We start from the raw sequence: 26956 nt of genomic DNA on the forward strand, positions 1-26956 counted from the left end.
AACAGCTACCCTTAGCTGAGTTTTTGGCTTCAGCCTGAGTAGGTATAGTCTATTCACTAAGAGCCACTTGGCGGTCGACTATCTTGCATCAATACATCTAACTTAATTTGCGCTTTCTTGTGGTTTTCTAGGTCTATGACTTCAATCATTTCACATTCGTCTCGAATCATTTCAGCAATCAGACTTGGGTAATGACGGCAATCCTCAGGTCTATCTAAGTAGATACTGCAGGTATATAAGTTGGCATCAGTTGGTTTTTTTTTCGGAGCAATATCGAGAAAAGGACAGCTTTGTAGTCTTAAGCCGGATTTAGGGTCGAACCATATCTCGTTGTTTTTAACGAATTCGAAGATGTCGGGGTTAAATATTTCCCATAGGTCTATTTCTTCTTGAGTGGCAGCAAGATCGCCACCGCCATATTTGATACAACATTTCCCGCATTGATTACAATCTTTCATAGTTCACTAGTGAGTAGATATAGACACTGTTATTGTATCATTGTTGCTAATTTTAGTAGTTAAAGTTAAAACGATGATGGCTTGATCTTCTATAGCTAACCGTTTACAGGGGGAATTTGCCTTCCTCCACCACTAGACATTAGACATTACGTATTAAAAACATGCCATATTTTATTAAAAAACAAAATAAAAGCCAGACAGTCAATTCAACAGTCGACTATTTACCACTTTACGTTATACTGCCGCGCTAAAACCAAGTATTTAAATTAGCGGAGACCATCATGCACGATCTTTATTACAAAGGACGCATTCACACTAGACATAACCATGTAACCACAGGTTATAACACTAAACGTGCTGTTAAGCTTGGTAGTGAAAAAAAACCATTAACGCTAGTGGTTAACAGTGAGGAAAGAAAACTAGAAGTAGCAGCGTTAGTTGCCGAAAATGGACTGTTTGCTGATATTAGCGTGCATAGCGCTGTTGAAGAAAATATCAATGAACTTAACTCGACACTAAACAAGCCGACTACTACTCGATTCGACAAAACCCCGAACCGTAATGATCCTTGTTTATGTGGCAGTGGCAAAAAATACAAAAAGTGTTGTGGCTAACAACACTTCATTGATCGACTGTTTTTCAGTCAATCAATCAGTTTATTTAAGCCGCTGCAGCTCATTTTACTGCGAAATTTGTCCGTAGCAGTTGCTTAAATAAATGCCTGTCTTAAGTGCAATCTCTCTGTATTTTGTCATGTCAAATGTATACGCTTCTCTTTAGTTATATCTCTTTTACGGTAGTCACTGCTGGCAAAGTGGTAATATCAATAAAATCCCTCGTTGAAAACCATTCACTTTAAGCAAAGTTTAACTGTATAATTTTTATCATAAAGGTACGTTTTTTGAACGTAATTAACTAATCCCCGTTAATGTTCAAATTTGTTACATAAATTAAGCCGATAATCGTGCTTAAAGGTAGCATTCTGCCTCACTTTAGATTAAATTTGCTGCCTTATATTAACTACAGTTATCAAGAGCGCCTTATGTTAGAAAATACTCTCCCTCAACTCGAACAACTGATTGAAGACATCATTGCAAAAAATATCCAGCTAAAAACCCAAATAGCTGAACTTGAGCAGACAAATACTTTGCTTACTGATGAAAATGAAACCTTGCAACTTGAAGCACTTGACGGTGAAGAAAAGCAAAAGCAAACCAACGATGTTTTATCAAACTTGTTAGGTAAATTGCAAAGCGCATAAAGAGGTTGATTAATGATTAAGGAAGACTCTAAAAGCATCAGCATTGAAATTATGGGCAAGCAACATCAGTTCACTTGCTCAGCTGAACAAACAGAGGATTTAAATCAAGCTGCTAGTAACCTTGCTGCTATGTGTAAAGATATCAAGAAGCAAGCGGGTAACGCTAACAGCGAACGCGCTTTATTGGTTGCAGCCATTAATTTAAGTCATTCACTATTAATGGCGAATAATAAAATAGAAAGTTATCAACTTGGACAAGATGCTTTAATTTCAACGTTAAAAAACGCGTTATAACTAGAGTCACTTTTAAGTATTACTGCTTTCGTTGCTCTGGCTACTTGAGAGTTAAGAGAGCGGAAATACTGATCTCTATATGCATTATTTCTAAGTACCAAGAGTTGTCTTATTTAGGAAACCATACTTTATGGCTGCTGCCAGCATTGAATTTAAAGGGTCAAGCTTTACCCTGTCAGTTTTACATTTAAAAACTGCAATATTAGCGGATGTTCGTGCTGATTTAGCCAAAAAAGTAGCACAAGCACCGGACTTTTTTTACCTTGTACCTATAGTCGTGAGTATTGATAAGCTCAATGACGACATTGATTATCAGGGAATAAAAACATTAATTGAAGAATTCAATTTTACCTTTGTCGGCTTTACTGGCGCTATCTCTAAGGAGCAACGTCAGCTTATTCGTGAATGTGGTTTTTCATTTATCAATATGGCGAAAGCTAATAGCGCTAAAAAAGCAGTGCTTGTTGAAGGGGCGGTAGCAGCAAAATCTAAAGAAGTTGTTGCTACACCGCAACGTGATTTATATACAGATAAGATACACCGAGGTCAAATTCGCTCTGGTCAGCAAGTTTATGCTAAAGATCAAAACCTAGTGGTGATTGGTTCAGTGTCTGCGGGCGCTGAAGTTATTGCCGATGGCAATATTCATGTCTATGGCTCATTACGTGGTCGAGCCATTGCCGGTGCAACCGGCCATCATAAAGCACAAATATATTGTCAAAAACTTGAGGCTGAATTGGTCTCTATTAATGGTAATTATTGGCTTAGTGAGTCAATGGAAGAGCATTGGGCCTCGCCGGTATATATTCAGTTGACTGATAACGAACTTACCTCATCAAAACTCATTTAATTTTTAACTTATAAAGGATATTCGGTCTATGGCACGAATAATAGTGGTTACATCAGGAAAGGGCGGTGTTGGTAAAACGACCTCAAGCGCTGCAATTGGTCTTGGTTTAGCGTTAAAGGGACATAAAGTAGTCTTAATTGATTTTGATATTGGCCTGAGAAATCTTGACCTTATTATGGGCTGTGAACGCCGTGTGGTATACGATTTTGTCAATGTGATTAATGGTGAAGCTACTCTGAATCAGGCATTAATTAAAGATAAACGCGTTAGTAGCTTATCTATTTTACCTGCCTCACAAACACGCGATAAAGATGCGTTAAATAAAGAAAATGTCGGCAAGGTGCTCGAAGACCTCGGCAAGATCTATGACTTTATCATTTGTGATTCACCAGCGGGTATTGAAGCTGGCGCTATGATGGCTCTTTATTATGCTGATGAAGCTATTATCACCACCAACCCCGAAGTATCCTCAGTACGTGATTCTGACCGTATTATCGGCATGTTAGCAAGTCGCTCACGTAGAGCAGAACTTGGCTTAGAGCCAATAAAAGAGCATTTACTATTGACCCGTTATTCACCTAAACGTGTCGCTGAAGGTGAAATGCTGAGTGTCGAAGATGTTGAAGATATTCTTTCCATACCGCTATTAGGTGTTATTCCTGAGTCGCAAGCTGTGCTTAAGGCATCAAATGCTGGCGAACCAGTTATTTTAGATACCGAAAGTGATGCCGGTCAAGCCTACCAAGATGTGATTGATCGCCTTTTAGGTGAAACCATTGATTTTAGGTTCTTAGTTGCCGAGAAAAAGGGCATATTTAGTCGTATGTTTGGAGGGTAACATGGCATTACTGGATTACTTTTTACGCAAAAAAGAAAAGCAGGTCACCACGGCTTCTAGGGCGAAAGAACGTCTGCAAATTATCGTGGCTCATGAACGTAATAGTCGCAATAAGCAGCCAGATTATTTACCGCAACTAACCGAAGATATTCTGGTGGTATTGCGTAAATACATTCAAGTATCGGATGAAAGTTTTTCGATAAAACTTGATAATAAAGATGGTGATTTAAACGTATTAGAGTTAAATATTGAATTGCATGATGAGCAGAGCAACAGCTAAGCTCGATTAAGATATAAAAGTAGAGAAACACCAATTTTCAGTAAGCTCTGACTACTGAAAACTGGTGTTTTTTTTGATCTTTATATCATCAATGCTTAACTAAGCTCACCACGTAAACTTTGCTGCATTTTTTCACACATCTCTTGGTAACTTAAGTTTTTGCTTAATAAATAATGCAGCTTAGTTAACGTTGCCTCTAGGGTCATGTCATGACCACTGATCACGCCGACTTCACTCAGGGCATTACCTGTAGCATAACCCGACATATTAACCGTGCCTTTAATACATTGGCTACAGTTCACCACGACTATACCTTGCTCTTTCGCTTTTCTTAAACAAGACAATAAGGCTTTATCCTGCGGGGCATTACCGACGCCATAACTACGTAAAATAAGCGCTTTCACTGGTTGCTGAATAGCATTTTCAATCACAGCACTACTAATACCTGGGTATAAATGCACGACACCGACGGGCTGAGGGGTGATTTTTGACAGTTGTAGTGGCTCAACGTTTGCTACCGGCTCAGCTATTTTTCCTGCGACTAGTTGAATATTAATACCTGCTTCAAGTAGTACCGGCATATTAGGCGAGTCAAAGGCGTTAAAGCCGTCGGCATAAGCTTTTATACAGCGATTACCACGGTAGAGTTTATTATTAAAAAATAGACCCACTTCGCTGATGGGGTAATTGGCGGCAATATATAGTGAATTTAGTACATTAACTTGGCCATCAGAACGTAGCTGGCTAAAGGGTATTTGTGAACCAGTAACTATAACGGGCTTGCTTAAATTTTCGAACATAAACGATAATGCTGAACTGGTATAAGCCATGGTATCGGTGCCATGTAATACAACAAAACCATCGTAATCATCATAATTGGCTTTAATATCATCGGCAATACGTTGCCAATCACTGGGTGTCATATTTGAAGAGTCAATTAACGGCTGATATTCACTGATGGTAAAATCAGGCATTTCACTGCGATGAAATTCAGGCAGTGCATTGATTGATTCAGTAAGATGGCCCTTAGCTGGCACAAAACCTTGGGTGCTTTGCATCATACCGATAGTACCGCCTGTGTAGGCAACATAAATTCTTTTTTTCATCATAATTCTTAATGCTATGTTTTAGATTTTAGAAACTAATTATATTATATCTTAGCAAGCAGGATACTTGCTATAGCACGGGCTAAACAATGACAAATCATTACGGAATAGGTTGGGGGCAGGGATAATGTTTCCGCTATATATTGGTTATTCTTGTTAGCTCAGACATAAAAAAAGAGGTAGTTATTTGCATAACTACCTCTTCAAATCAAAAGCTTTTAACTCTATTGCTTAGTTTGCACTACAGGCGACACATAAAGTATAGCGACCTTGTGGGTCATTAAACTGGTTCATTTGCGTTAACTCAGCTTTCATTAATGAAATGAACTGTGATAACGGCTTATTACTTACCGCATTGGTGGCTAAATCAATAGCGCTATGTTCTTGGCTAGCCGTAAACATACTAATCAATGACGATGATTTACCTATTAACAGCTGCATCATTTTATTACGCGAAGATGGCTGTTTTTCAATTAACAGGGTGTCATATTTCTCAAGATTAGCAAGGTTTGCAGCGGCAACAACAGCGTCAGTTAAGTTACCTAGTTCATCAACTAAACCAAGTTCTTTAGCTTTTTTACCCGACCATACACGACCTTGAGCAATGGCATCCACTTCTTCAACTGTCATATCTCGATTGTCAGCAACTAATTGAATAAACTCTTGGTAGCCTTTATTTATCGATAATTGGAATAAGTTAGCCATACCTGGAGATAGCGCTTGAGTAGGACCAAAACCTGCAATATCGGTAGTGCCAACACCATCAGTATGGATACCCATTTTGCTTAATGAATCTTCAAATGTCATCATCATGCCAAAAATACCAATGGAGCCGGTAATGGTTGACGGCGCTGCATAAATTTTATCTGCAGGCGCTGAAATCCAATAACCACCCGAGGCAGCATAAGTGCCCATTGAAGCAACTACTGGCTTACCAGCCTTTTTCAATAATTCAACTTCTTGGCGGATAATTTCTGAAGCATAGGCGCTGCCACCTGGGCTATCGACGCGTAGCACTACCGCTTTAACATCATCATTATTACGCGCTTTACGCAGTAATTCAGCAGTACTGTCGCCGCCAATAGTACCTGGTTTTTGTGAACCATCTAAAATAGTACCTTTGGCAACAATAATGGCTACTTTATCATTAGCGCTGTCAGCAAGCTCTACGCTTTCATCTAACGAAGAACTGGTTGCTGCGATATAATCTTGGTAACCGATATGGCTGTAGCTATTACCTTTTTTATTTTTACCCACTAAATCAATAAGCTCAGCGCGCATTTCCTGGCGTGTTTTAAGTTGGTCAACCCAGTTATTTTTAAGAGCATATTGGGCAAAACTACTGTCAGCTGCGCTAAACTTAGCCACTAGCGTGTCGATATTTTCATCAAAGTTTTCTACGCCAAAATCACGTCGCTTAGCAACATCTTCTTTATATTGCTGCCATAAATCAGTCAACCAAAGTTTATTAGCTTCTTTGGCCGCATCAGACATGTCATCACGGATAAAGGGTTCAACTGCAGATTTAAAGGTACCGACACGGAAAATGTGTTGGTTAATGGCAAGTTTTTCTAATGCCGACTTAAAGTACATTTTATAGCGACCGTAACCCTCAAGTAACATAAAGCCTTGTGGGTTTAACCAAATATTGTTGGCGGTACTTGCTAGGTAATATTGGTCTTGCGAGAATTGATCGCCAAAAGCAATAATTTGTTTGCCTGTGCTTTTAAAATCTTCTAGCGCATAAGCAATATCTTGCAACTTAGTTAAACCAGTGCGGTTTAAGCCTTGTAGTTGTAAAACTAATATTTCTACCCGATCATCGTTTTTCGCTTTACCGATAACGTCAAGGATATCGCTCAGTAAAACTTCTGGGTTATCATCTTTTTGCTCCATGGCTTCCGATAAGAAAGCTTCCATAGGATCAACTTCACGCTTTTGCTCGACTACGTCACCTACTAGGTTAAGCACTAAAGCTGTTTTCTCTGGTACTTGTATTTGTTCATCGCCACTTGATATAACGGCAATGAAGCCGAATAACAGTATAAAGAATACTAGGTTTACCACCACTGAGCGCGTAAGGGTTAACACACGCCATAGCGAAGAAAAGATCCGTTTTATAATGCTTGGATTATTATTCATATATATATCTTAAATTGATTAAATTAAAAGTTCTCAACTCTATACTACCTTAATGTTTACCAAAACTTAACATATGGCCTTCGCTAGATTGTAACTATTTATGGCATCTCAGGTGAGTGCGGCTGTTTATTGCTAAATAATGGTAAAGATGAAAGTCTTTAGTGATTAAAGCGTTCTTATTATTAATCGTATTATTTCTTTATATAAGACAGCCAGCATGCAACTATTACAACATTACTACCAAAGCTTTTTAAGCGGACTTAAACATTTTGATGGCATTCCTGCATTATTAATAAGGCTCTACCTTGCGCCAGTCTTTATCATGGCGGGTTTTAGCAAAACACAATTACTCAATGAAGAGGTAACCGGTTTCAGTGCCTTTTTGGCGGATCCCAATATTATTGCTTGGTTTGGAAACAGTGATTGGGGTTTAGGATTGCCGTTCCCAGCTTTGCTAGCCAATTTAGTGATTCTGGTTGAGTTTTTTGGTGGTTGGTTGTTATTAATTGGCGCGTTAACACGCTTAATTAGTATTCCGCTAATGTTTACCATGATAATCGCGGCTACGTCAGTTCATGCCGATAATGGTTGGTTTGCTATCACACCAACTAATAGTGATATTAGCCCAGCGAAAGTTCTCACTTGGCTTGGTGTTGAAAGTGCACAAGCGAGTTTGGAGAATAGTGAACAAACAGCAACGCGACTTGAAAAAATGCGCGAGCTGTTGGCCGAAAATGGCAATACTGATTGGCTTTTTGAGAAGGGTAATATTGTTGTGCTAAATAATGGTATCGAGTTTTCAACAACCTACTTTATTATGTTGCTAGCGCTATTTTTTATTGGTGCAGGGCGTTATACCAGTGTAGATCACTATATAGCGCAACGATTTTTAATTGAGGAACAGCGCTTTAGATAACTGTATTTATGCCTTAGAACTTTACTCAAAACAAAAAAGCTGAACAGTATAAAACACTGTTCAGCTTTATATTCCTTCGGGGTACTGTATTTTAGTACAGTGCTTGATAGTTAACGACTGACACTCTTCTTTTTGATGCTAGGAACTAAATGACCAAAATGATAAATAGCTAAGCCAAATAACACCATAAAAGCACCTAATATCAATTTATCATTAATTACCTCACCGTTTAACACTGCGCCCAGACTCAAGGCAATTACCGGTGTAACTAGGGTTATCAAGGTAACACTACTGGCCGATAATTTTTGTAATACAGTAAAGTACGCATAGAAACCAATCAATGAACCAAATACACCTAAATATAGCGTTGCCCATATAGACTTCACTTGCCATGTTTCAACAGGGACTGTGCCATCGAGTAACAACCAGCTCACTAAAAACATAGGTGTGGCAACCGTTAGCGCGCCTACTGTGGTAGCTAGTGGGTGAATAGCTATTGAAACACTTTTAACCAATACACCACTTAAACTAAAGAAAAACACCGCCAATAAAATAAACACTACGCCATAAATACCATCGTCAGCCAAAGTGAAATTATCAGAGCAAACTACGGCTAAACCACACAATGAAATAATCATAGAAAATTTACGTACACCACTGATATTAGGCTCGGCTAAAATTTTCTTCGCTAATAACGCAGAAATAACGGGAGACAAGCCAAAGACCAAAGAAATAATGCCTGACGATAGGTAGGGCGCTGCTAGGTACGTGCAAAGCATGCCGCCAAAAATTCCTAACGCCGAATAGCTGTATAAAGTTAATGCCTGTTTATGCCAAGGGAGATTTATTTTACGAACTTTAATTACTAAGGCGCCAAGTACTAGGGCAATAAGCATTCTAAGTAATACCGCTAGACTAGGATTAATGCTCTCTGAACTCCACACTATACCCAATGGGGTGGTAGACCATATTAATAGTACCGCCAAGTAGGCAATTGACACTGACATTTCTCTCTCCTTTGCTTGTTATAAATGCTTTTTTAAATATTTTGGTTAATGCTTCTTTTAAATGAAGTAGGGCTAAAGCTTAGGCAGAAAATTGCGGTTTTTTGTCGGTAGGGGTGTAGAAACAAAAAAGCCGCAAGAGATGATTTCTGCGGCTTTAAAAGTGAACTAATTAATTATTTTCTTAATAATCTTTTCAATGCTCCGCAGGGACTGGCCAATTTAACTGGCGCTTAACGAGCCACAGTCGATTGACCATAAACAGATAGCTAATTGCTATTGTTTTAGGGTTTCGAATACTGATCATGGCGAGTAAGTTGCTTGGCATTGCTTTTCTTTATAGTAAGTTATTAAGAAAACTGAAGTTATCTTGTTGCTAATCTAGCGTGTTAACGTACGTTATTAATGTACAGTTAAGTTACTTTTTATAGTGGCGGCAGAGTTAAATTAAGTCAAGCATAAATAATGGCTTAGCGGTATTTATACTTAATTCGGTTTAATGAATGCTATTTCCGCCATTTAATCAAAGATAAGCGTGCATAAGAGCAAAGTTGTAGATAAACTTCGATGATACCTCTTGTTATTAATATGGTTAAAGGATTTTATGGACGCTATTGAATTATTATTACAACGACAATCAACACCGTTGTTAACAGATCCCGCTCCTAGTGAAGCTGACTTGACGACATTACTATCTGCCGGCATGCGAGTACCCGATCATGCGGGTTTAAAACCTTGGCATTTTCATGTTATTACAGGCCAAGGCTTACAGCGCTTGAGTGATCTTTATGTTGAAGCAACAACCGAAGACTTATCTAGTATGGCTGGGTTAATTGAAGGTACTCGTATAGATGAACATGCCTTCAATGAAAAAATAGCGAAAGTAGCGAAAATGCCTTTTAGAGCACCAATGATGATTGTTATCTCTACGCAATATGTAGAGCATAATAAAGTGCCTCAACAAGAGCAGCTAGTTGCCGCAGGTTGTTGTGCACAAGCAATACAAATGGCTGCATTTTCATTAGGCTATGGCGCTATGTGGCGTACTGGTGACTTAGCTTACAATGAAACAGTGAAAGCAGGATTGGGAATTGCTGAGGGCAATGATATAGCAGGCTTCTTATATATAGGCACACCAACTAAAGTGCCACATAGTAAACCAGCTAAAGACTTCCAAAACAACGTAACCTATTGGACTTAAAAAGTTAACGTATAATGGGTAAAGTGCCTGATTAATATTAGACTGATACACTTAAAACCAAGCAATAAAAAAGGCGACATTAAGTCGCCTTTTTCTATAGTTCAATACGAAAAGTAACGTTAGAACGCAGCGTTATTTGGTGTTCTTGGGAATGGAATTACGTCACGTACGTTTTGCATACCGGTAGCATACGCAACTAAACGCTCAAAACCTAAACCAAAACCAGCGTGAGGTACAGTGCCGTAACGACGTAAGTCTCTATACCAACCGTAATCAGATATATCTAAGCCCATTTCTTCTAAACGGCTATCTAATACGTCAAGACGTTCTTCACGTTGGCTGCCACCAATGATTTCACCAATACCTGGTGCAAGAATATCCATTGCAGCAACAGTTTTGCCATCATCATTTAAACGCATGTAGAAAGACTTAATATCTTTCGGGTAGTTTTGTAAAATGACTGGACCGTTAAAGTGCTCTTCAGCTAAATAACGTTCATGTTCAGAGTTTAAATCTACGCCCCAGGCAACAGGGTTTTCAAATTTCTTACCGCAGTTCTCTAAAATAGTGATAGCGTCAGTGTAATCTAAACGAACAAAGTCAGTCTTGATGACAGAATTTAAACGATCAAGTACTGTCTTATCTACACGTTGTTGGAAGAAGGCCATATCATCAGCGCGTTCTTCAAGTACCGCTTTAAAGACATACTTAAGCATTTCTTCAGCTAAATCAGCTGCGTCTGATAAATCTGCAAAAGCGATTTCAGGCTCAATCATCCAAAATTCAGCTAAGTGACGGGTAGTATTAGAGTTTTCTGCTCTAAACGTCGGGCCAAAAGTATATACCTTAGATAACGCGTTACAATAAGTCTCTACGTTTAACTGGCCAGATACCGTTAAAAAGGTCTCTTTACCAAAGAAGTCTTGGTTGTAATCTACTTTGCCTTCATCGTTACGTGGTAAGTTTTCCATGTCTAAAGTACTTACACGGAACATCTCGCCAGCGCCTTCACAATCACTACCGGTGATAAGTGGTGTGCTGATCCAGAAATAACCTTTGCTGTGCAAGAATCTATGGATAGCTTGAGCTAAACAGTTACGGACACGAGTTACCGCGCCGCCAATGTTAGTGCGGGGACGTAAATGTGCTTGTTCACGTAAAAACTCAATACTGTGACGCTTAGCAGCCATTGGGTAGGTATCAGGGTCTTCAACAAAGCCCAATACTTCTACCGATGTTGCTTGAATTTCAAAAGCTTGTCCTTTACCAGGAGATTCAACCAAAATACCGGTTACTTTAACTGAGCAGCCAGTGGTAAGTTTAAGCACTTCGCTGTCATAATTGTCGAGTTCACTAGGCACAATGGCTTGAATAGCATCAAAACATGAACCGTCATGTATGGCTAAAAATGAAATACCAGCTTTCGAATCACGACGTGTTCGAATCCAGCCGTGGACGGTAATGCTTTCATTAACAGGGAATTTCCCTGCTAATACATCAGTAATTGCTATAACCGACATTTAATGACCTCTTATTCTTATGAAATTGATTGATAATTGCTTTATACCAAGTTGCTTGAGTTATTAACCATTCACGCTTAGTGAGGGGAAAATTTTAACTAATTGGTATTATGCTGAAAATGGGGTGATATGTTACCGTGACAAGGTATAAATGCAATGCTTAATTGCACAGAATAATAACAAATAATGCTAATTAACAATAAAAAGCACTTAAATGGACGAAAATCAAATTATGACAACAGCAGGTGATGGTAAAAGTAACAGTGAGCCTCGTATTGACAGGAGAAAATCTCCGGATTTATGGCGTTATACACAAATTGCTTTGGCGCTGATAAGTTGGTTACTTTTTTTAATCGCGTTAATACTGTCTTATTATGCTGCGCCTGATCATGATTACGGCGTGTTACGTTACTACGGTGTTGAAATCCGCCAGTTTTGGTTAACGCCTTTAACGGGTTATCTATATATGTTGTTATGGCTAAGTGCTCTGGGCAGTTATTTAGCGCTTATGACAGATAAATATCGGCGACGACGCCGAAGTGACAACACCAACTACAGCTTGATTTTCTTACTAACCGTTAACTTAACTTGGTTAGTGTATATATTAGTTAAGACACATTGAATATGCGGTTAAGACTTAAGCTATTTCAGTTAAGCTTGAACTAGAGTTCCCTAATTCAAGCTTAACAAAAAGCTAAGTAAAACCTAACTAAAGCATTCGTCTTCATCTAACACAGTTGTTATGGCATGCACTAATGTTGTTAACTGCTCAGTAGTAATGATAAGAGGAGGAATGATATAGATTAAGGTGCCAAATGGTCTGATCCATACTCCTAATTCAACAAAGCGTTTTTGAATCTGCGCGACATTAACACTTTGCCGACATTCAATGGCGCCAATACTGCCCAGCACTCGCACATCTTTCACCCTTGAGTGATTATTCAAAGGTTTAAGCTGGTTAACGAGAGTGTTTTCAATCCCTTGTACTTGTGCTTGCCAATCATTTTCTAATAATAAATCAATACTCGCATTGGCAACGGCGCAGGCGAGGGCATTACCCATAAACGTCGGACCATGCATAAAACAACCAGCAGCGCCTTCGCTAATGGTCTGGGCAATATGTGTGGTACATAGGGTTGCTGCTAAGGTGATATAACCACCGGTTAAGGTTTTGCCTAAACACATGATATCCGGACTAATACCAGCCCATTCACAGGCAAATAACTTACCGGTACGGCCAAAACCAGTCGCTATTTCATCAACAATCAGTAAAACATCATACTGATCACATAAGTCACGACAGGCTTTTAAATACTCAGGATGATAAAAACGCATGCCTCCTGTACCTTGAACTATGGGTTCAATAATAAAGGCGGCTAACTCATTATGATGCTTGGCAAATAAAGCGGAGAGTTCAATGACATCATTGCTGTCCCATGCCTCACCAAATTTAACTTTTGGCGCTGGCGCAAAGTAATGCTGCATTAATACCTGCTCAAATATCTGATGCATACCCGTAATAGGGTCGCACACAGACATCGCGGCGAAGGTATCACCGTGATAACCATTTCTAACTGTTAATAGCTTAGTCTTAGTTAAATTGTGTTGGCCTTTTTCAGCTTTGGCATGTTGATATTGCAACGCCATTTTCATGGCGACTTCAACACTTACCGAGCCAGAATCAGACAAAAACACCTTGTCTAATCCTTCGGGCGTTAAATGAATCAACTTTTCACATAAGGTAATGGCACTTATATGAGTTAAACCGCCAAACATCACATGAGACATTTTTGCTGCCTGCTGCTGCAATGCGGCATTTAACTTAGGGTGATTATAACCATGTAAAACAGACCACCATGAAGACATGCCATCAATGAGATGTTCACCGCTAGCTAAATTGATGCTTACCCCTTCAGCACTATCAACTAAATAGCTTGGTAGTGGCTCAGACATTGAAGTGTATGGATGCCAAACGTTTTCTTTATCAAGGCGAAGGAGTGATTTTTGTTCGGACGGAGTCAGAGGTGTTGATTTATTGTTCATTTGTTAACTAAAGATCTTCTTAATCGTTGACATCAGGCTTAGGCTGGCTAGACTACCCGTTAAGTTAACTAGATGCAATTGAGTTTTAAATATGTCCGAAGCAGTATCCACACTGAAGGTAGCACCGCAAGTAACACCACAGTTATCACCACAAACACAGTCACTAAATTCTATTGTTCGACATAATTGGAATTTAAAAGAAGTAAATGCATTATTTGCTATGCCTTTTAGTGACTTAATGTTTAAAGCACAAACAATACACAGAGAAAACTTTAATCCTAATGAAGTACAAGTAAGTACTTTATTATCGATTAAAACCGGTGCTTGTCCAGAAGATTGTAAATACTGCTCACAAAGCGCACGTAATAAAACCGACTTAGAAAAAGAAAGCTTATTAGCCGTTGAAAAGGTATTAGAAGCGGCACAAAAAGCTAAAGAAATGGGCTCAACCCGTTTTTGTATGGGCGCTGCATGGCGTAATCCGAAAGAACGTGACATGCCTTATGTGCTTGAAATGGTTAAAAGTGTTAAAGCACTTGGTATGGAAACTTGCATGACTTTAGGTATGTTATCTGTCGAGCAAGCCGACCGACTAAATGATGCCGGTTTAGATTACTATAACCATAATCTAGATACTTCACCTGAGCATTATAATCAGATAATCACTACCCGTACTTTTCAAGATAGACTCGATACTTTAGGCAATGTCCGCAGTGCTGGTATGAAAGTTTGTAGTGGTGGCATTGTTGGATTAGGTGAAAAAGCTAACGACCGTGCCTCTTTATTAATACAACTTGCTAACTTAAGCCCACAACCAGAAAGTGTGCCTATTAATATGTTAGTAAAAGTTGAAGGTACACCGTTAGAAAATGTTGATGATTTAGACAGTTTTGATTTTATCCGTTGTATTGCCGTGGCTAGAATTATGATGCCTAAAAGCCATGTAAGATTATCAGCCGGCCGTACTGCTATGAATGAACAGATGCAAGCCATGTGTTTCCTTGCTGGCGCTAACTCAATATTTTATGGTTGTAAGTTACTGACCGCAGAAAACCCTGAAACAAATCAAGATATTGCTTTGTTTGAAAAGTTAGGTATCAATACCGAAACTATTGTTGACGATAGTGCTGCGTCAGATAAAATTCTTAACACCGCGATTGTTGATCAGCAAAATAGCGACTTATTCTATAACGCATCGGTTTAAACAAACCGCTTTAAACAAATCGGTAAAAAAAATATTGATATCGCTAGGCATTAATCTTGCTAGCGATATAATATTACTCCCACTATGTGATCTCAATAGTAAAAATTCACTGTCTAGGTAGAAATAATTAGATGAGCTTTGATTTTATTCGCACTGACATTGATGAGCAAAAAGCTAAGTCTCGCTACCGACAATTGGTTTGTACTAGTACGGCAAGCCAAGGCAATGAAATTGTTATTAAGGGTAAGTCATACTTAAATTTTTCCTCGAATGATTATTTAGGTCTAAATAATCATTCTCAAATCAATAAAGCACTACAAGATGGTGTAGATAAGTTTGGTACTTGTTCTAGCAGTTCTAGTTTAGTTACGGGTTATCATTATGCCCATCAAGCTCTAGAAGATGATATTTGCCAGTGGTTAAACAAACCCAAATGTATGCTTTTTTCCAGTGGTTTTACTGCTAACTTAGCATTATTTCACGCGTTAGGAAAAAATGAGCAAAGTCACTTTTATCTTGATAAGCTAAGTCATGCGTCAATGATAGATGGTGCTTATCAAAGCAAAGCAAAAGTAAAACGCTTTAACCATAATAATATTGAGCAACTAACTAAATTACTCAGCAGTACCGAGCAAAGTGCAGACACCGCTAACAATAAATTGATTGCCTCGGAAGGTGTGTTTAGTATGGATGGTTGCCAAGCAAAAGTGTTGCAACTTGCTCAGCTAGCAAAATCACAAGATGCTTGGCTTTATTTAGATGACGCTCACAGTATTGGTGTTATTGGTAATAAAGGTCAGGGTAGTAACAGTATTGCTAATATTGATATTACCATGGCAACTTTTGGTAAGGCGATAGCAACCAGTGGCGCATTTTTAGCTTGTGATGAAGACTTACATGAGTATTTAGTTAACTTTTCTCGGCACTATATTTACTCTACCGCAATTTCACCCGCTATGGCTTGGGCAACCAGAAAAAGCATAGAGCTTATTCAAAGCGAGCATTGGCGCCGTGAAAAAATAGTAGAATTAAGCAAACTGTTTAGTGATTTGTTGGCGCCAGAAGTTGATTTAGTCAGTACACAATCTTCAATTCATGCAATAATAATTGGCGATGAGAAAAAAGCTCTTAAGATAAGTGAACAACTTAAAAAAGATGGTGTTTGGTTAACAGCAATAAGACCACCGACAGTGGCAGTTAATAGCTCGAGGTTACGCGTTACCATTTGTGCGTACCATAACAGCCAAGATATCAAGTATTTAGCGGAATGTATTAATAAGGCTATAGCTTAATGGTTCAAACAGAACAAGATAACGAAAACAGAGTTAAAATCGCTAAAAGTTTTGGCTCTGCCAGTAAATCCTATGATGTATCAGCAAGATTACAACGATTTTCTGGTAAACATTTAATGCCTTGGTTACCTAATCGCAATGATCTAACGGTATTAGATCTTGGCTCAGGAACAGGTTTTTTTACTGATTTATTAGCTGGTACTTATGAGCAAGTTATCGGTTTAGATATCTCAACTGAGATGCTTAAATTTGCCAAAGAACATCGTAATGAAAAAATCCTCTGGCTCGAAGCCGATGCTCATAATATTCCGCTACAAGATAACAGTATTGACTTTATTTACTCAAATTTAGTCATCCAATGGTTTGAGCCACTCGATGAAGCGATTACTGAAATGTTAAGGGTATTGAAACCGGGTGGTTTACTTATTTTTACCACTTTAGTTGATGGCACATTACATGAGTTGAAATCTTCGTGGAAACAGGTTGATGATGATCAACATGTTATTGATTTTAAAACCGTCACTGAGCTAAATACTTTATTTAATAATGAAAACGGTAAATTAGTCGAACAAAAATGCCAAGACATCATTTTGGAATATCAAAACGTTATTCATTTAGCGCGAGAGTTAAAAGGCTTAGGGGCTAATCATCTGGCTCAGAAAAAAAACAGAGGCCTGTCGGGTAAAGATAAGTGGTTTAAAATGACCGAGCATTACCAAGACTTTCTTGAGCCAAGTGGTATATACCCAGCAACTTATCGTTTATTTTCCGGCTTGGTTGTTAAGTTAAATAACTAAATGATAAACAGCTAAAAAGTTAGCAAGTGTATTCTATGTTTACTCGCCTTAGTTCTTATAAAACTAACACTAAGGCGTTAGTTTTATAAGGTCATCGCCTAAGTCGGTACTTAAACTCATTGTTAAAAATTATTGCTAAATCATGACTAAACAAATTGCTAAACGTTATTGTTAAAAGACAGACCAAGCAACTCCTCAATTTTAAAAAACAACTTACCAATTTAATGCACAGTGCGATTAAATAGTGAGTTAAGGTATAACAAAAACAGTATGAAACAATTTTTTATCACCGCGACAGATACCGATGCCGGTAAAACTTTTGTCAGCTGCGCATTAATTAAGGCGTTAACTCAAGCTCCTACAAAAACTAACTGTCAAGTTTCAACTCAGTTTGTGGCTGGCGATACTAATGTTTGTGTGAATAAGCCAAGCAAAGTCGCGGCCTTCAAACCCGTTGCCGCCGGTTGTGAATTAGTCGAGGGTCAACTTATTAATGAAGATGCTAAGTTACTCAGTGAATTTGCAAACTGCGGACAAAGCATTATTGATATTAATCCGATTGCCTTTGCCGAGCCGATCGCGCCGCACATAGCAGCTAAAAAACAAAATCAAAAAATCAATGTTGCTGATATTAATCATCATTACCTAGCAGTAAAATCATTGAATGCTGATGTCACTTTGGTGGAGGGCGCTGGTGGTTGGCGCTTGCCGCTTGGTCCATCATCGCTTGCTCCTTTGTCAGCTGAATCAATGTCGTTAAATATTAATACTGCTATTAGTACTAGTAATAATAAAAGTAATAGTCCTAACAATACACTTACTGCTGATGGTCAAAAACCAGCTTACCAATTTTTATCGGACTTTGTTAAAGCAGCTGAGCTAGAAGTTATTCTCATTGTTAATATGAAGTTGGGTTGTTTGAATCATGCTTTGTTAACCTATGAAACGATTAAAGCTGATGGTCTACATTGTATTGCATGGATTGCCAATTGTGCAGCAAGTGAGCCAATGGATAATTTGGCAGAAAATGTCACTGAGTTAGAGCAGCTTTTACCTATGCCGAAAATTGCCCAGTTCGATTATTTTAATGATGTCGATAGCCAGGGTAATGAGATAAGCTTCGATGAAAAAATTAATCTTGCTGCCCGGAAAATAAATTTAGCACCGTTACTTAAATAAGCTGAGCTCAGTTTATCTAACTATTAATTTAACTATTTTTCTAATTCTGCCACGCAAGCACTGGCAATAAATCCTGAACGGGTTTTATATTCCGAAGACTTACTTACCTTGTTATCAATTTGTGCAATCAATAATTCCGGCAGGGTAACGTTTATTTTATGGCTCTTACCAAGGTAGGGGATAATATCAATACTGACTATTGCCCAAAAAGCTTGTGCAAAGGTATGTGGGTTTTCCAATATATAGATTTTTCTATGGTGCTCTAAACCTTGAGCATTCGGAACCTTTTCACCGTATTCCGCCAAAATAGCAAGATGTGACTGTATTGCTTTAGTCACTTCGTCCATGCCTAAATCAATTGTTTTTTCAGTAATTTGACAGCCCGGAAGATCAGGTACAGACACTTGATAAGCTGTACTTTTATCGACCTGGGTAAACACCACCGCATACTTCATTGTTAACTCCCTACACCACTAAAAAGCTCAATTAATAACCATAACTCTGATAACCCAAAATAGCAACAGTGTGATAACCCCTATAACTCTTTGCTATAGCTAACTATAACCCTGGTAACTCTAATCAACTCCGTTAATGATAACTCTGATAACCCTAGAGTCTTTCTGTAGGTAAATGTTTACTATGATTACAGCGATTTGATAATGAGAAATATTAAATATTAAATGAAAGTTTTGTTGATATTTTTAACAATAATTTTCCTGCACTAGTGGTTAACTACTGAGGACTTGAATAACGATTAATTGTATGTGGCTAGGGTTATAAATTTTACAGCCAAAAATGATATATTAATAGAAAACTGCTGATATACAGCTAGCATTGCATGAACAATAGTGGCTGAATATTCACCGTGATTTTTCATGGTAAATCATTCATAGGTGAATATTCATTCTTGAGCAAAGGAAAATCATTGAAGTTAACTGGCAAGCATTGCCACAAGCATCATCACCTTCAACAATAAAGATTGCAGTAAGACAGTCAGCATAGATAGAGAAAGCTTGAATCTTTATTATTTAAGGTCAAATGTTACTCATATTTAGGTGATAACGCGCAAATAAATGGCAAACAAACGTAATTCGTTAAACACTCCTTTACGTGATAATGATTCTTATTTACAATGTACTTTCCATATATGTTGTAGGAATAGCTGACTAAGTAATTATCAGCTGTAATTAATGAAAGATAAGAAATTACTCAACGCTGAGTGTTTAATTGATCTGCTCGAAAATAAACGTTTTGGTGTTGAATACCAGCCAATAATAAGTTGCAAAAGCCAAGAAGTTTTTGCTTATGAATCTCTGGCAAGATTCTATACCGCTGATAACAAGTCTATTCGGCCCGACCTCGTTTATGAGTCTCTACATACCAGCCCATTAAGTTTGTTCCAAATTGAATACCAACAAAAAAAATTACAATTATCTTATGCCGTTAATGGTCATGATATTTTTGTTAATTTAGATCAGGACTCTTATTTCTCCTGTGGAGTTATTGGTCAAAGCAATCCCTTTTTAAAATTGTTTAAAGAATTTCAAAAATCGAATGTGGTGGTTGAGTTAATAGAAAACTCAGAAATTAATGATGCCATCATGAGTTTGGCTATGATTGATAACCTAGCTAAAAACAATATCCCTACCGCTATAGATGATGTGTGTAATCCACAATCCATGATATCGACCTCTGTTATCCAACTTGTTAACTACATTAAGCTTGATAAGTTTGTCATAAAAAATAAACACAATCGCAATTTCATGTTACTGGTTAAATCTATTATCGATTACGCGCACAGTACCAATAAAAAAATAATACTTGAAGGGGTTGAAACTGCGGATGACTTGCGCCTTGCGCAGCAGCTTAAATGTGATTTTGTCCAAGGCTTCCATTATCGTCATCTTTTTAAGAACGTCAGCTAATTACTGTTAATCAAGTTATGAACACAATACACTGTCATTAATTCTTATTTTCCCCATTCAATAAAGAGTACTAACATGAAAATTAATATGAAAAAATCTCTTCGAATTCTTTGTAGTCTAGTCAGCGTCGTTGGTTTTTCTGCTTTTGCTACTGAGCTAAAGGTCGGTGATACCGCGCCAAATTTTAGCTTACAGGCAACCACAGGCGACATTTATCAGCTAAGCGACTACCAAGGTAAACAAGCGGTAGTCTTAGCTTGGTATCCTATGGCTAACACACGTGGCTGTACTATTGAATGTAAATCGTTAACCGAGCAAGGCCACCTTATTCGCGAGTATGATGTTAGCTATGTCATGGCAAGTGTTGACCCAATTGATGATAATCGCGCCTTTGCTGAGAAAACCGGTGCCGATTTCCCTATGTTAAGTGATCCGACTAAAGCAGCAGCAAAGGCGTATCAAGTACTAAATATGTTTAGAGTTGCTAGTCGCGTGACTTTTTATATATCTAAAGAAGGTAAAATATTGAAAATAGATGACGATATTAGTCCTAAAACAGCCGCTGAAGATATGGCGAAGACTTTAGGCGCTCTAGGTATTGCTAAAAAATAGTGAATCAATACGACTGATAAAATATTCCTTAACGCAAGCATGGTTTATCAGTCAAGGCATAAGCTGATAAGAGCACTTTATGGCAAAACCCAATAAAAAAGGCCCGAGCAAAACTGTTGATATCTATTGCAAGGGCTGTAACTTCTTGCTGTTCAAATATCGAAAAGGAGGTAAGGGCGCTTTACTGAAATGTTTTAAAGAGCGGATCAGTCAAGATTATACTGAAACGCCTTGCACTTGCCCTAAATGTGACAAAGTTTTTGCCCGAGACTGCTTAATTCGAGGCACACCCGCATTTAAAATCATTGGTGGCAAAATCTGGTGTAAATAGAGCGTTAACCCATTGTTGCTATTGCGCTTTATTTAGTAACTAAAAACAATTAAACACATTTATAGAACAACTTATAGCAGTTCTGATTTTTTTGCCCGCTATCATATGCCTAAATAACTCCTACCAGGATTTGATCATTGGATATTGAACAAGCAAGAATAAAAGCTGTATGCAATCATATGACTACCATCAGCATTGATAACAAACCTTTTGTGCCATTAATTAAGATAAAGCGCAGTGAGGCATTGCTTGCTGGCAATATTAGAGTGATGTTATCGAAAAGGCGATCTAACCGTATTCATTATTTTTTACAGATGTATGCGAGTAAAATCACTTTAGTTAATGAAGATTAGTCGCAAACATTTTTATTAATGAGTGCGAATAAAAAAGCCCGTAGTTAATTACTATGGGCTTTTTTATTGGCATTGTTTTGTCGTTAAGTGTCTTTAGCAACTAAGGGTTTGTTACCAACAGCTAAAACAAGCGATTTCAGGCTCCAAAAATACATTTATTAACACTTTACTTTAAGTAACAGTAAAGTGTTAATAAGTCACAGTGTAACGCGTAACTATTTATTCATTGGTATTCACTGTTTATATTGCTAAAGCGCTAAACAAGCACACCTAATGATAGCAATCATTTTGTCTTACCATTCACTTTAATGCGGCCTTTGTTCCTTAACTATATATTGCCTCCAGCTCACCATTTTTAAGCTTTTTATTGACGGCTTTTAAACACTGGTGTGCATGGCTTATAACTTGTTGCATGTGTTCATAACAACGACGCTCATTTTTTCCGTAAGCAAAGAATGTTAGTACTACTTGCTGACCCATGCCGCCGGTATCTTCTTTATCACCTAGTGCGAGGTAACAAGTAGCCGATTGAGATAAACAAATAGCGCCCGCTCGAAAACCTAGTTTGGTACTGGCAACGTTTTGCAGTATATTTTGCATTAGCCAGTCGATACTGCGCTGCTGACAATTCTCTTCAATATCACGGAACAATATCATTAAGCGGGCACTACACTTCTTAGCATAGGGATATTGCTCATCAGGGTTATCTTCTAAGGCATTAAAAGTACAGTCATTGCTTTCAAGTAATGACGCCGGGCTGTTCAGCCATTCGACCAGAGAATAAAAAGTATCGGCAAAGGGCCATTTATTAAAGGGCTGAAAGTCTTCTAGTGCAGTACGTATCAATTTTGGATTTTTCTTGAAGTCCATATAAATACTGCTTTCGTCCGTAATCATCGAAGTCCAAGGGTGAGATCGTCCTTCGGTATGTTCGGTTTGCTTGGCTGTAAAAGCGTCCACTATTTAACCCTTAAATGCTGATGTAGACCGAAACACTGAATATGCAGACTTGCGAGAGAGGCAGTGCTTGGGCGAACTTTTATCAAAGCGACATATTAACAGTAATAAGATAAATAAAAAACGCTAAAGCGGCTGCTAATCTAGCTAGTCAGTCTATTCATAGGTAAACTGCGTGGCAATATCTAAAATAGTGCTAGCCGCCACGCTTATTAGCGGTTAATAACACCATTGTTATGAGGAAATACCAATAATGTCAGACAAATTACGAGTGAAAGAGGCCGGTAGCCTGTTAATTTTTCTAAATGCCAAGTTACAAGGCTGGTCTAAAAAGAAGATTAAACAGCGACTACAACTTGGTTACGTAATAGTAAACGGTGAGTCTGTTGTTAAACATGATCATCCACTACATGCTGGTGATGATGTTGAGGTAATGGCACAGGGGAAACGTTTTGACGCCAGTAAAGGTAAGCCGGCTAGTGCAAAATTGGAAATATTGTTTAGTGACCGCGACCTAATTGTCATTAATAAACCAGCGGGCTTGTTGTCTGTAGCCACGGCCAAAGAGAATAAACTGACTGCGCTGGCGATGTTACGTAATCAGCTGTCAAAGGCCAATAAGGGAGTTAAGTTGTGGCCAGTACACCGACTCGACCGAGATACCTCAGGGGTTTTAATGTTTGCGACTTCACGAGAAATGCGTGAGGCGATTAACGCCAAGTGGGCAGAGGCCGATAAGGTTTATCTGGCTGTGGTTGAAGGCATTCCACAGCCTAACAGTGGCACTATCAATCAACCGCTTAGGTTAGATGACAAGCAATACAAGATGCATGTTGGTACCCATGATGACGCTAAAACTGCCATTACCCATTTCAGTACTTTGCGCAGCGTTAATAAACGCTCTTTACTCGAAGTTAGACTCGATACCGGCCGTCAACATCAGATACGAGCCCATTTATCTTGGTTAGGTTATCCCGTTGTCGGTGACCCACGTTATGGTACTGATGGTCCTCGTATGGGGCTACATGCACAGCGTCTATCAATTACTCGGCCAAAAGGTGATCGACTAACCATTGAAGCACCTATGCCCAATGATTTAGTCACGTTGTTGAGATAGGCTCAGCTGTTTATTGAGATGGTTTTTTGGCGGTGTAGCTTTATATGACACCGTCAAAAAAAAAGTACAGAACAGTTAGTCGCAACTATCATATTTCTTTGTTTTAACTTCATAATCATATACATTACCGATTTTATCAATTTTAAAATGGCAACAATCATCAAATACCTTTTTAAGTAAACCGCGACTCTTTTGCACCCGCGATTTTAGCGTTGAGTAGCTTATCCCTAACTGCTCAGCATATTCTTTTTGTGATTGATTATTAACATCAATAGCGGTTAGTAAGTTCGCATTTTCTTCTGGTAGTGCATTAATAAAGGGTGAGATACAGTTTGATAAGTCAATGGTGATCTCCTGAACATCGTCCTCTGCCCAGTTTCTCTCAACATTGGCATCTTGAACACGACCTTTCTTGCGGTAATAGTCAATAATGGTGTTATTAGCTATCTGAAATAACCAAGACTTCACACTCTTTTGTGTTTTTACTGCAGCTAAATTGTTATAGGTTTTTATCAAAATATCTTGTAATAAATCGTCTACATCGGCTTCATTAGAAATCTTCGCATGTAAAAACCGTTTTAAAGCAGTACTGTATTCTTTCCATATATCTTCTATGTTCATTTTACTGATAATCTCCGGCTCTCACCCAAGGCTTTAATTGTTTAAATACCTCAGTGAGGTATTTCTGTAACTCTACTTCGATACTCGTTCAATTGCACCTTAGGGGAACGAGTATATCTTAGTCTAACGATAAACTGAAAAGGCGAAGAAACCGAGTTAAATACTTATTGTTAATGTTTTATCATTTGTTTTTCGTCTTTTAGTTATGTGAACCGTCTTATGGGTAAATGAACTAATTAGAGAATGTTATGAACTTCTTACAAAACGAACAATTTAACCTAAAGCCTACCGCTAATAATGTCAGTATGCATAAACCAAGAATATTAATGTTATATGGCTCTTTGCGAGAAACTTCTTTTAGTCGATTAACCGCTGAAGAAGCTGGGCGTATTTTGACAACAATGGGCGCTGAAGTTAAGTTTTTTAATCCTAGAGGGCTGCCATTATTTGATAACAATGACTCTGCAGATCATCCTAAGGTAATAGAGCTGAGAGAATTAGTGCAATGGTCTGAAGCACAAGTTTGGTCGTCACCGGAGATACACGGCAATATGTCCGGCGTAATGAAGACCCAAGTAGACTGGATACCTTTGTCAATGGGTGCAGTTAGGCCAACGCAAGGCAAAGTCTTAGCCGTTATGCAAATCACCGGGGGATCACAAAGCTTTAATGCAATCAACAATATGAGAATATTAGGCCGTTGGATGAGAATGTTAACAATTCCGAACCAATCATCGGTAGCAAAAGCTTATAACGAGTTTACTGAAGAGGGCATAATGAAAGCGTCCTCTTATAGAGAACGTATTGTTGATGTGATGGAAGAGTTAATGCGTTTCACTTATTTAACCAGAGATCAAAGTGAATTTTTACTAGACAGATATAGCGAGAGACGTGCCGGTCAACCAAAATTGATCGCTATGTAAGTTGCATGCAAATAACTTTGCGCCAGGGCTAGATTACTGGCGCATTCTATCGCGATAGAGTACAAAAGCTATTAATTACTATTTGCCGCAGTAAGTTTTAATGACTCATTGAATGGCAACATTATTTCAAATACCACGCCGTTACCCTGACAATCATGACAAATAATTGTTCCTTTAAACAGCTGAACAATTATATTGTAAATAATGTGCAGACCCAAACCACTGCCACCGCTATCTCGACCTGTGGTATAGAAGGGTTCAAATATTTTTTTGTGCAACTTCTCTGGAATGCCTTTGCCATCATCCTGATAACGAATAGTCATATAATCCGCGCTCACCTCAACTTTAATAGAGATAACACCATTGGTAATGCCATCAAAACCATATTTGACTGAATTGGTGATTAAATTAGTGATCACTTGCGATAAGGCACCAGGAAAACTATCTAGCTCTAATACCTCAGAGCAATCAATCAATACATGCTTAACCTGACCTTGGGTTTGAGGTGTAAGGGAGTTTACAATCGCTTTAAGGTAAGTATTAACATTAAATATACGACGTTCATGACTGGTTTGGTCCACGGCAACTTGCTTAAAGTTATCAATTAAATCACAGGCTCTTTGCAGGTTATAAGCCATTATTTGAACACTGTCTAACGACTTCTTAGTATAAGATTCAAACACTAGTTTACTTAACTTTCCTTTTTCAGCTTGCAAGATAATGTCTTGAGTTTCTTCTTCAAATATAGAAGCGGCAGTGACACAAATACCAATTGGGGTATTAATTTCATGAGCTACGCCAGCAACCATGCTACCGAGTGCTGCCATAGTTTCTTGCTCGACTAATGAGTCTTGCGTATGTTTAAGCTCTAACAGTGTGTGCTGTAACTCTTCGTTAAACTCTAACATCTTAATTTGAGCCAGTTTACCTTGTCCTATCTCAATATTTAATTTCTCTTGAGATTGCTGGTAGTTAAATTTGAGCCGACCAATTAACAGCAACAGGGTAAATAAACCAACTAGGGAAGCACCTAATATCAGCCAAGTAAAACCCATGAGGTTAGCTTGTGCTTGTTGCTCAAATTCACCTATAGGCAGAGTAACGTCCAAAATGCCGCGTACATCGCCAATTTTCCAGTCTGACTTTGGTGTATCTGGATGACTGTTATGACATTCAACACAATCTGGTCGCATTTGATCGGCAACCGCATAACGTAGTACTCGACTTTCTCCGATGACATCAAAGGAGAAATAGGGTGAGTCAGGGTACTTTTGAAAGAATTCCCATGCCGATTGACCAAAATCATCTTGTAAGCCACTGTCGGCTTTACGCCAAGGAAAAGGAAACGGACTGTATAGTCTGACTTTAGTACCAACATTGCGTTGGCCAATTCGTTTTGCCAGCAACATGCTTAACGTTGCCGGTAATGGAATAGCGTCAGCGCGTCCGTGATAATCGTGCACAATGGAAATGTTACTGGTTTTAAGTCGATTAACTACTTCAGAGGTATAGATGGTACGAAATTCGGTAATTGCGCCAAGATATAATTCGGCATTTTTAATACTTATGGATTCAACTAAGGCACTTTGTTGTTTTGCCATGTACCAGACAATGATACTGCTGCTGCTGATAAAAAGTAAAATTAACAACAGCCAGGTATTGTTGTATATAAATTGAAAACCGCGTTCTTTAAAGGACTTCATCTAATGGGGTGATCGAGATTAAGTATCGC

Annotated in this window: 29 protein-coding genes; 19 read left to right on the plus strand and 10 right to left on the minus strand. The window is 38.4% G+C overall.

Going from position 1 to position 26956, the window contains the following annotated elements:
- Positions 1–56: 56 nt before the first annotated feature.
- Positions 57–458: a YkgJ family cysteine cluster protein gene (locus HRT55_RS15730; RefSeq protein WP_291614299.1), complete on the minus strand. Its 402-nt coding sequence runs from the start codon at positions 456–458 to the stop codon at positions 57–59.
- A 281-nt stretch (positions 459–739) separates the two neighbouring features.
- Between HRT55_RS15730 and HRT55_RS15735 the strand changes: the two genes are divergently transcribed.
- The 6 genes from HRT55_RS15735 to minE all read left to right on the plus strand — a co-directional run bounded on the left by HRT55_RS15735 (position 740) and on the right by minE (position 3981).
- Complete coding sequence (locus tag HRT55_RS15735) at positions 740–1072, plus strand: PBPRA1643 family SWIM/SEC-C metal-binding motif protein (RefSeq protein WP_291622804.1); 333 nt, start codon at positions 740–742, stop codon at positions 1070–1072.
- Between the two features lie 428 nt (positions 1073–1500).
- Positions 1501–1719: a DUF904 domain-containing protein gene (locus tag HRT55_RS15740; RefSeq protein WP_291614295.1), complete on the plus strand. Its 219-nt coding sequence runs from the start codon at positions 1501–1503 to the stop codon at positions 1717–1719.
- Positions 1720–1731: 12 nt separating this feature from the next.
- Positions 1732–2013: a cell division protein ZapA gene (locus tag HRT55_RS15745; RefSeq protein WP_291622805.1), complete on the plus strand. Its 282-nt coding sequence runs from the start codon at positions 1732–1734 to the stop codon at positions 2011–2013.
- Between the two features lie 130 nt (positions 2014–2143).
- Entirely contained in the window at positions 2144–2863 is a 720-nt protein-coding gene (minC, locus tag HRT55_RS15750; protein ID WP_291622806.1) for a septum site-determining protein MinC, read from the plus strand.
- A gap of 28 nt (positions 2864–2891) precedes the next feature.
- Positions 2892–3701, plus strand: a complete 810-nt coding sequence (gene minD, locus HRT55_RS15755) for a septum site-determining protein MinD (protein ID WP_291622807.1) — start codon at positions 2892–2894, stop codon at positions 3699–3701.
- 1 nt (position 3702) lies between these two features.
- Entirely contained in the window at positions 3703–3981 is a 279-nt protein-coding gene (gene minE, locus HRT55_RS15760) for a cell division topological specificity factor MinE (RefSeq protein ID WP_291622808.1), read from the plus strand.
- Positions 3982–4076: 95 nt separating this feature from the next.
- On the opposite strand, the gene ansA is transcribed toward minE, so the two are convergent.
- The gene (gene ansA, locus HRT55_RS15765) at positions 4077–5090 is read right to left on the minus strand and encodes an asparaginase (protein WP_291622809.1); all 1014 of its coding nucleotides are present in this window, start codon (positions 5088–5090) and stop codon (positions 4077–4079) included.
- A gap of 228 nt (positions 5091–5318) precedes the next feature.
- Positions 5319–7229, minus strand: coding sequence for a signal peptide peptidase SppA (sppA, locus tag HRT55_RS15770; protein WP_291622810.1), 1911 nt, complete (start codon positions 7227–7229; stop codon positions 5319–5321).
- A 217-nt stretch (positions 7230–7446) separates the two neighbouring features.
- On the opposite strand from sppA, the gene HRT55_RS15775 reads away from it, so the two are divergent.
- A complete protein-coding gene (locus tag HRT55_RS15775; protein WP_291622811.1) occupies positions 7447–8145 on the plus strand; it encodes a DoxX family protein in 699 nt (232 codons plus the stop codon).
- A 110-nt stretch (positions 8146–8255) separates the two neighbouring features.
- Here the strand turns inward: HRT55_RS15775 and HRT55_RS15780 are convergent, their stop codons facing one another.
- Positions 8256–9152, minus strand: a complete 897-nt coding sequence (locus HRT55_RS15780; RefSeq protein WP_291622812.1) for a DMT family transporter — start codon at positions 9150–9152, stop codon at positions 8256–8258.
- Positions 9153–9753: 601 nt separating this feature from the next.
- Here HRT55_RS15780 and HRT55_RS15785 point away from each other — a divergent pair.
- Positions 9754–10350 (plus strand): nitroreductase family protein, encoded by a 597-nt coding sequence (locus HRT55_RS15785; RefSeq protein WP_291622813.1) that lies wholly within the window; start codon positions 9754–9756, stop codon positions 10348–10350.
- Between the two features lie 119 nt (positions 10351–10469).
- Here the strand turns inward: HRT55_RS15785 and asnS are convergent, their stop codons facing one another.
- Positions 10470–11870: an asparagine--tRNA ligase gene (asnS, locus tag HRT55_RS15790; protein WP_291622814.1), complete on the minus strand. Its 1401-nt coding sequence runs from the start codon at positions 11868–11870 to the stop codon at positions 10470–10472.
- 214 nt (positions 11871–12084) lie between these two features.
- Between asnS and HRT55_RS15795 the strand changes: the two genes are divergently transcribed.
- Positions 12085–12492: a hypothetical protein gene (locus HRT55_RS15795; protein ID WP_291622815.1), complete on the plus strand. Its 408-nt coding sequence runs from the start codon at positions 12085–12087 to the stop codon at positions 12490–12492.
- 83 nt (positions 12493–12575) lie between these two features.
- On the opposite strand, the gene bioA is transcribed toward HRT55_RS15795, so the two are convergent.
- Positions 12576–13913, minus strand: a complete 1338-nt coding sequence (gene bioA, locus HRT55_RS15800) for an adenosylmethionine--8-amino-7-oxononanoate transaminase (protein WP_291622816.1) — start codon at positions 13911–13913, stop codon at positions 12576–12578.
- A 91-nt stretch (positions 13914–14004) separates the two neighbouring features.
- Between bioA and bioB the strand changes: the two genes are divergently transcribed.
- The 4 genes from bioB to bioD all read left to right on the plus strand — a co-directional run bounded on the left by bioB (position 14005) and on the right by bioD (position 18385).
- Positions 14005–15117 carry a biotin synthase BioB gene (gene bioB, locus HRT55_RS15805; RefSeq protein WP_291622817.1) on the plus strand — a complete coding sequence of 371 codons (1113 nt, stop codon included), beginning with the start codon at positions 14005–14007 and terminating at the stop codon, positions 15115–15117.
- Between the two features lie 131 nt (positions 15118–15248).
- Positions 15249–16409 carry an 8-amino-7-oxononanoate synthase gene (locus tag HRT55_RS15810; RefSeq protein ID WP_291622818.1) on the plus strand — a complete coding sequence of 387 codons (1161 nt, stop codon included), beginning with the start codon at positions 15249–15251 and terminating at the stop codon, positions 16407–16409.
- Positions 16409–17206: a malonyl-ACP O-methyltransferase BioC gene (gene bioC, locus HRT55_RS15815; protein WP_291622819.1), complete on the plus strand. Its 798-nt coding sequence runs from the start codon at positions 16409–16411 to the stop codon at positions 17204–17206. Before HRT55_RS15810 ends, bioC begins: the two co-directional genes overlap by 1 nt.
- 270 nt (positions 17207–17476) lie before the next feature.
- The gene (gene bioD, locus HRT55_RS15820) at positions 17477–18385 is read left to right on the plus strand and encodes an ATP-dependent dethiobiotin synthetase BioD (RefSeq protein ID WP_291622821.1); all 909 of its coding nucleotides are present in this window, start codon (positions 17477–17479) and stop codon (positions 18383–18385) included.
- Between the two features lie 32 nt (positions 18386–18417).
- Here bioD and HRT55_RS15825 read toward each other — a convergent pair whose 3' ends face one another.
- Positions 18418–18840 carry a type II toxin-antitoxin system HicB family antitoxin gene (locus HRT55_RS15825; RefSeq protein WP_291622823.1) on the minus strand — a complete coding sequence of 141 codons (423 nt, stop codon included), beginning with the start codon at positions 18838–18840 and terminating at the stop codon, positions 18418–18420.
- Positions 18841–19575: 735 nt separating this feature from the next.
- On the opposite strand from HRT55_RS15825, the gene HRT55_RS15830 reads away from it, so the two are divergent.
- The 4 genes from HRT55_RS15830 (at position 19576) to HRT55_RS15845 (ending at position 21606) form a co-directional block, all read left to right on the plus strand.
- Complete coding sequence (locus HRT55_RS15830) at positions 19576–20310, plus strand: EAL domain-containing protein (RefSeq protein WP_291622825.1); 735 nt, start codon at positions 19576–19578, stop codon at positions 20308–20310.
- Positions 20311–20397: 87 nt separating this feature from the next.
- Complete coding sequence (locus tag HRT55_RS15835) at positions 20398–20922, plus strand: redoxin domain-containing protein (RefSeq protein WP_291623082.1); 525 nt, start codon at positions 20398–20400, stop codon at positions 20920–20922.
- Positions 20923–21001: 79 nt separating this feature from the next.
- Positions 21002–21253, plus strand: coding sequence for a hypothetical protein (locus HRT55_RS15840; RefSeq protein ID WP_291622827.1), 252 nt, complete (start codon positions 21002–21004; stop codon positions 21251–21253).
- 179 nt (positions 21254–21432) lie between these two features.
- The gene (locus HRT55_RS15845; protein WP_291614256.1) at positions 21433–21606 is read left to right on the plus strand and encodes a hypothetical protein; all 174 of its coding nucleotides are present in this window, start codon (positions 21433–21435) and stop codon (positions 21604–21606) included.
- Positions 21607–21930: 324 nt separating this feature from the next.
- On the opposite strand, the gene HRT55_RS15850 is transcribed toward HRT55_RS15845, so the two are convergent.
- Positions 21931–22566, minus strand: a complete 636-nt coding sequence (locus tag HRT55_RS15850) for a hypothetical protein (RefSeq protein ID WP_291622829.1) — start codon at positions 22564–22566, stop codon at positions 21931–21933.
- A 250-nt stretch (positions 22567–22816) separates the two neighbouring features.
- Here HRT55_RS15850 and HRT55_RS15855 point away from each other — a divergent pair, with 250 nt between their 5' ends.
- Complete coding sequence (locus HRT55_RS15855; RefSeq protein WP_291622831.1) at positions 22817–23680, plus strand: RluA family pseudouridine synthase; 864 nt, start codon at positions 22817–22819, stop codon at positions 23678–23680.
- Positions 23681–23755: 75 nt separating this feature from the next.
- On the opposite strand, the gene sigZ is transcribed toward HRT55_RS15855, so the two are convergent.
- Positions 23756–24301 carry an RNA polymerase sigma factor SigZ gene (sigZ, locus tag HRT55_RS15860; RefSeq protein WP_291622833.1) on the minus strand — a complete coding sequence of 182 codons (546 nt, stop codon included), beginning with the start codon at positions 24299–24301 and terminating at the stop codon, positions 23756–23758.
- A gap of 248 nt (positions 24302–24549) precedes the next feature.
- Here sigZ and arsH point away from each other — a divergent pair, with 248 nt between their 5' ends.
- Positions 24550–25224, plus strand: a complete 675-nt coding sequence (gene arsH, locus HRT55_RS15865) for an arsenical resistance protein ArsH (RefSeq protein ID WP_291622835.1) — start codon at positions 24550–24552, stop codon at positions 25222–25224.
- A gap of 71 nt (positions 25225–25295) precedes the next feature.
- Here arsH and HRT55_RS15870 read toward each other — a convergent pair whose 3' ends face one another.
- Positions 25296–26927 carry an ATP-binding protein gene (locus tag HRT55_RS15870; protein ID WP_291622837.1) on the minus strand — a complete coding sequence of 544 codons (1632 nt, stop codon included), beginning with the start codon at positions 26925–26927 and terminating at the stop codon, positions 25296–25298.
- Between the last annotated feature and the right edge of the window lie 29 nt (positions 26928–26956).

The organism is Colwellia sp. (assembly GCF_013214175.1).
Lineage (GTDB): Bacteria > Pseudomonadota > Gammaproteobacteria > Enterobacterales > Alteromonadaceae > Colwellia.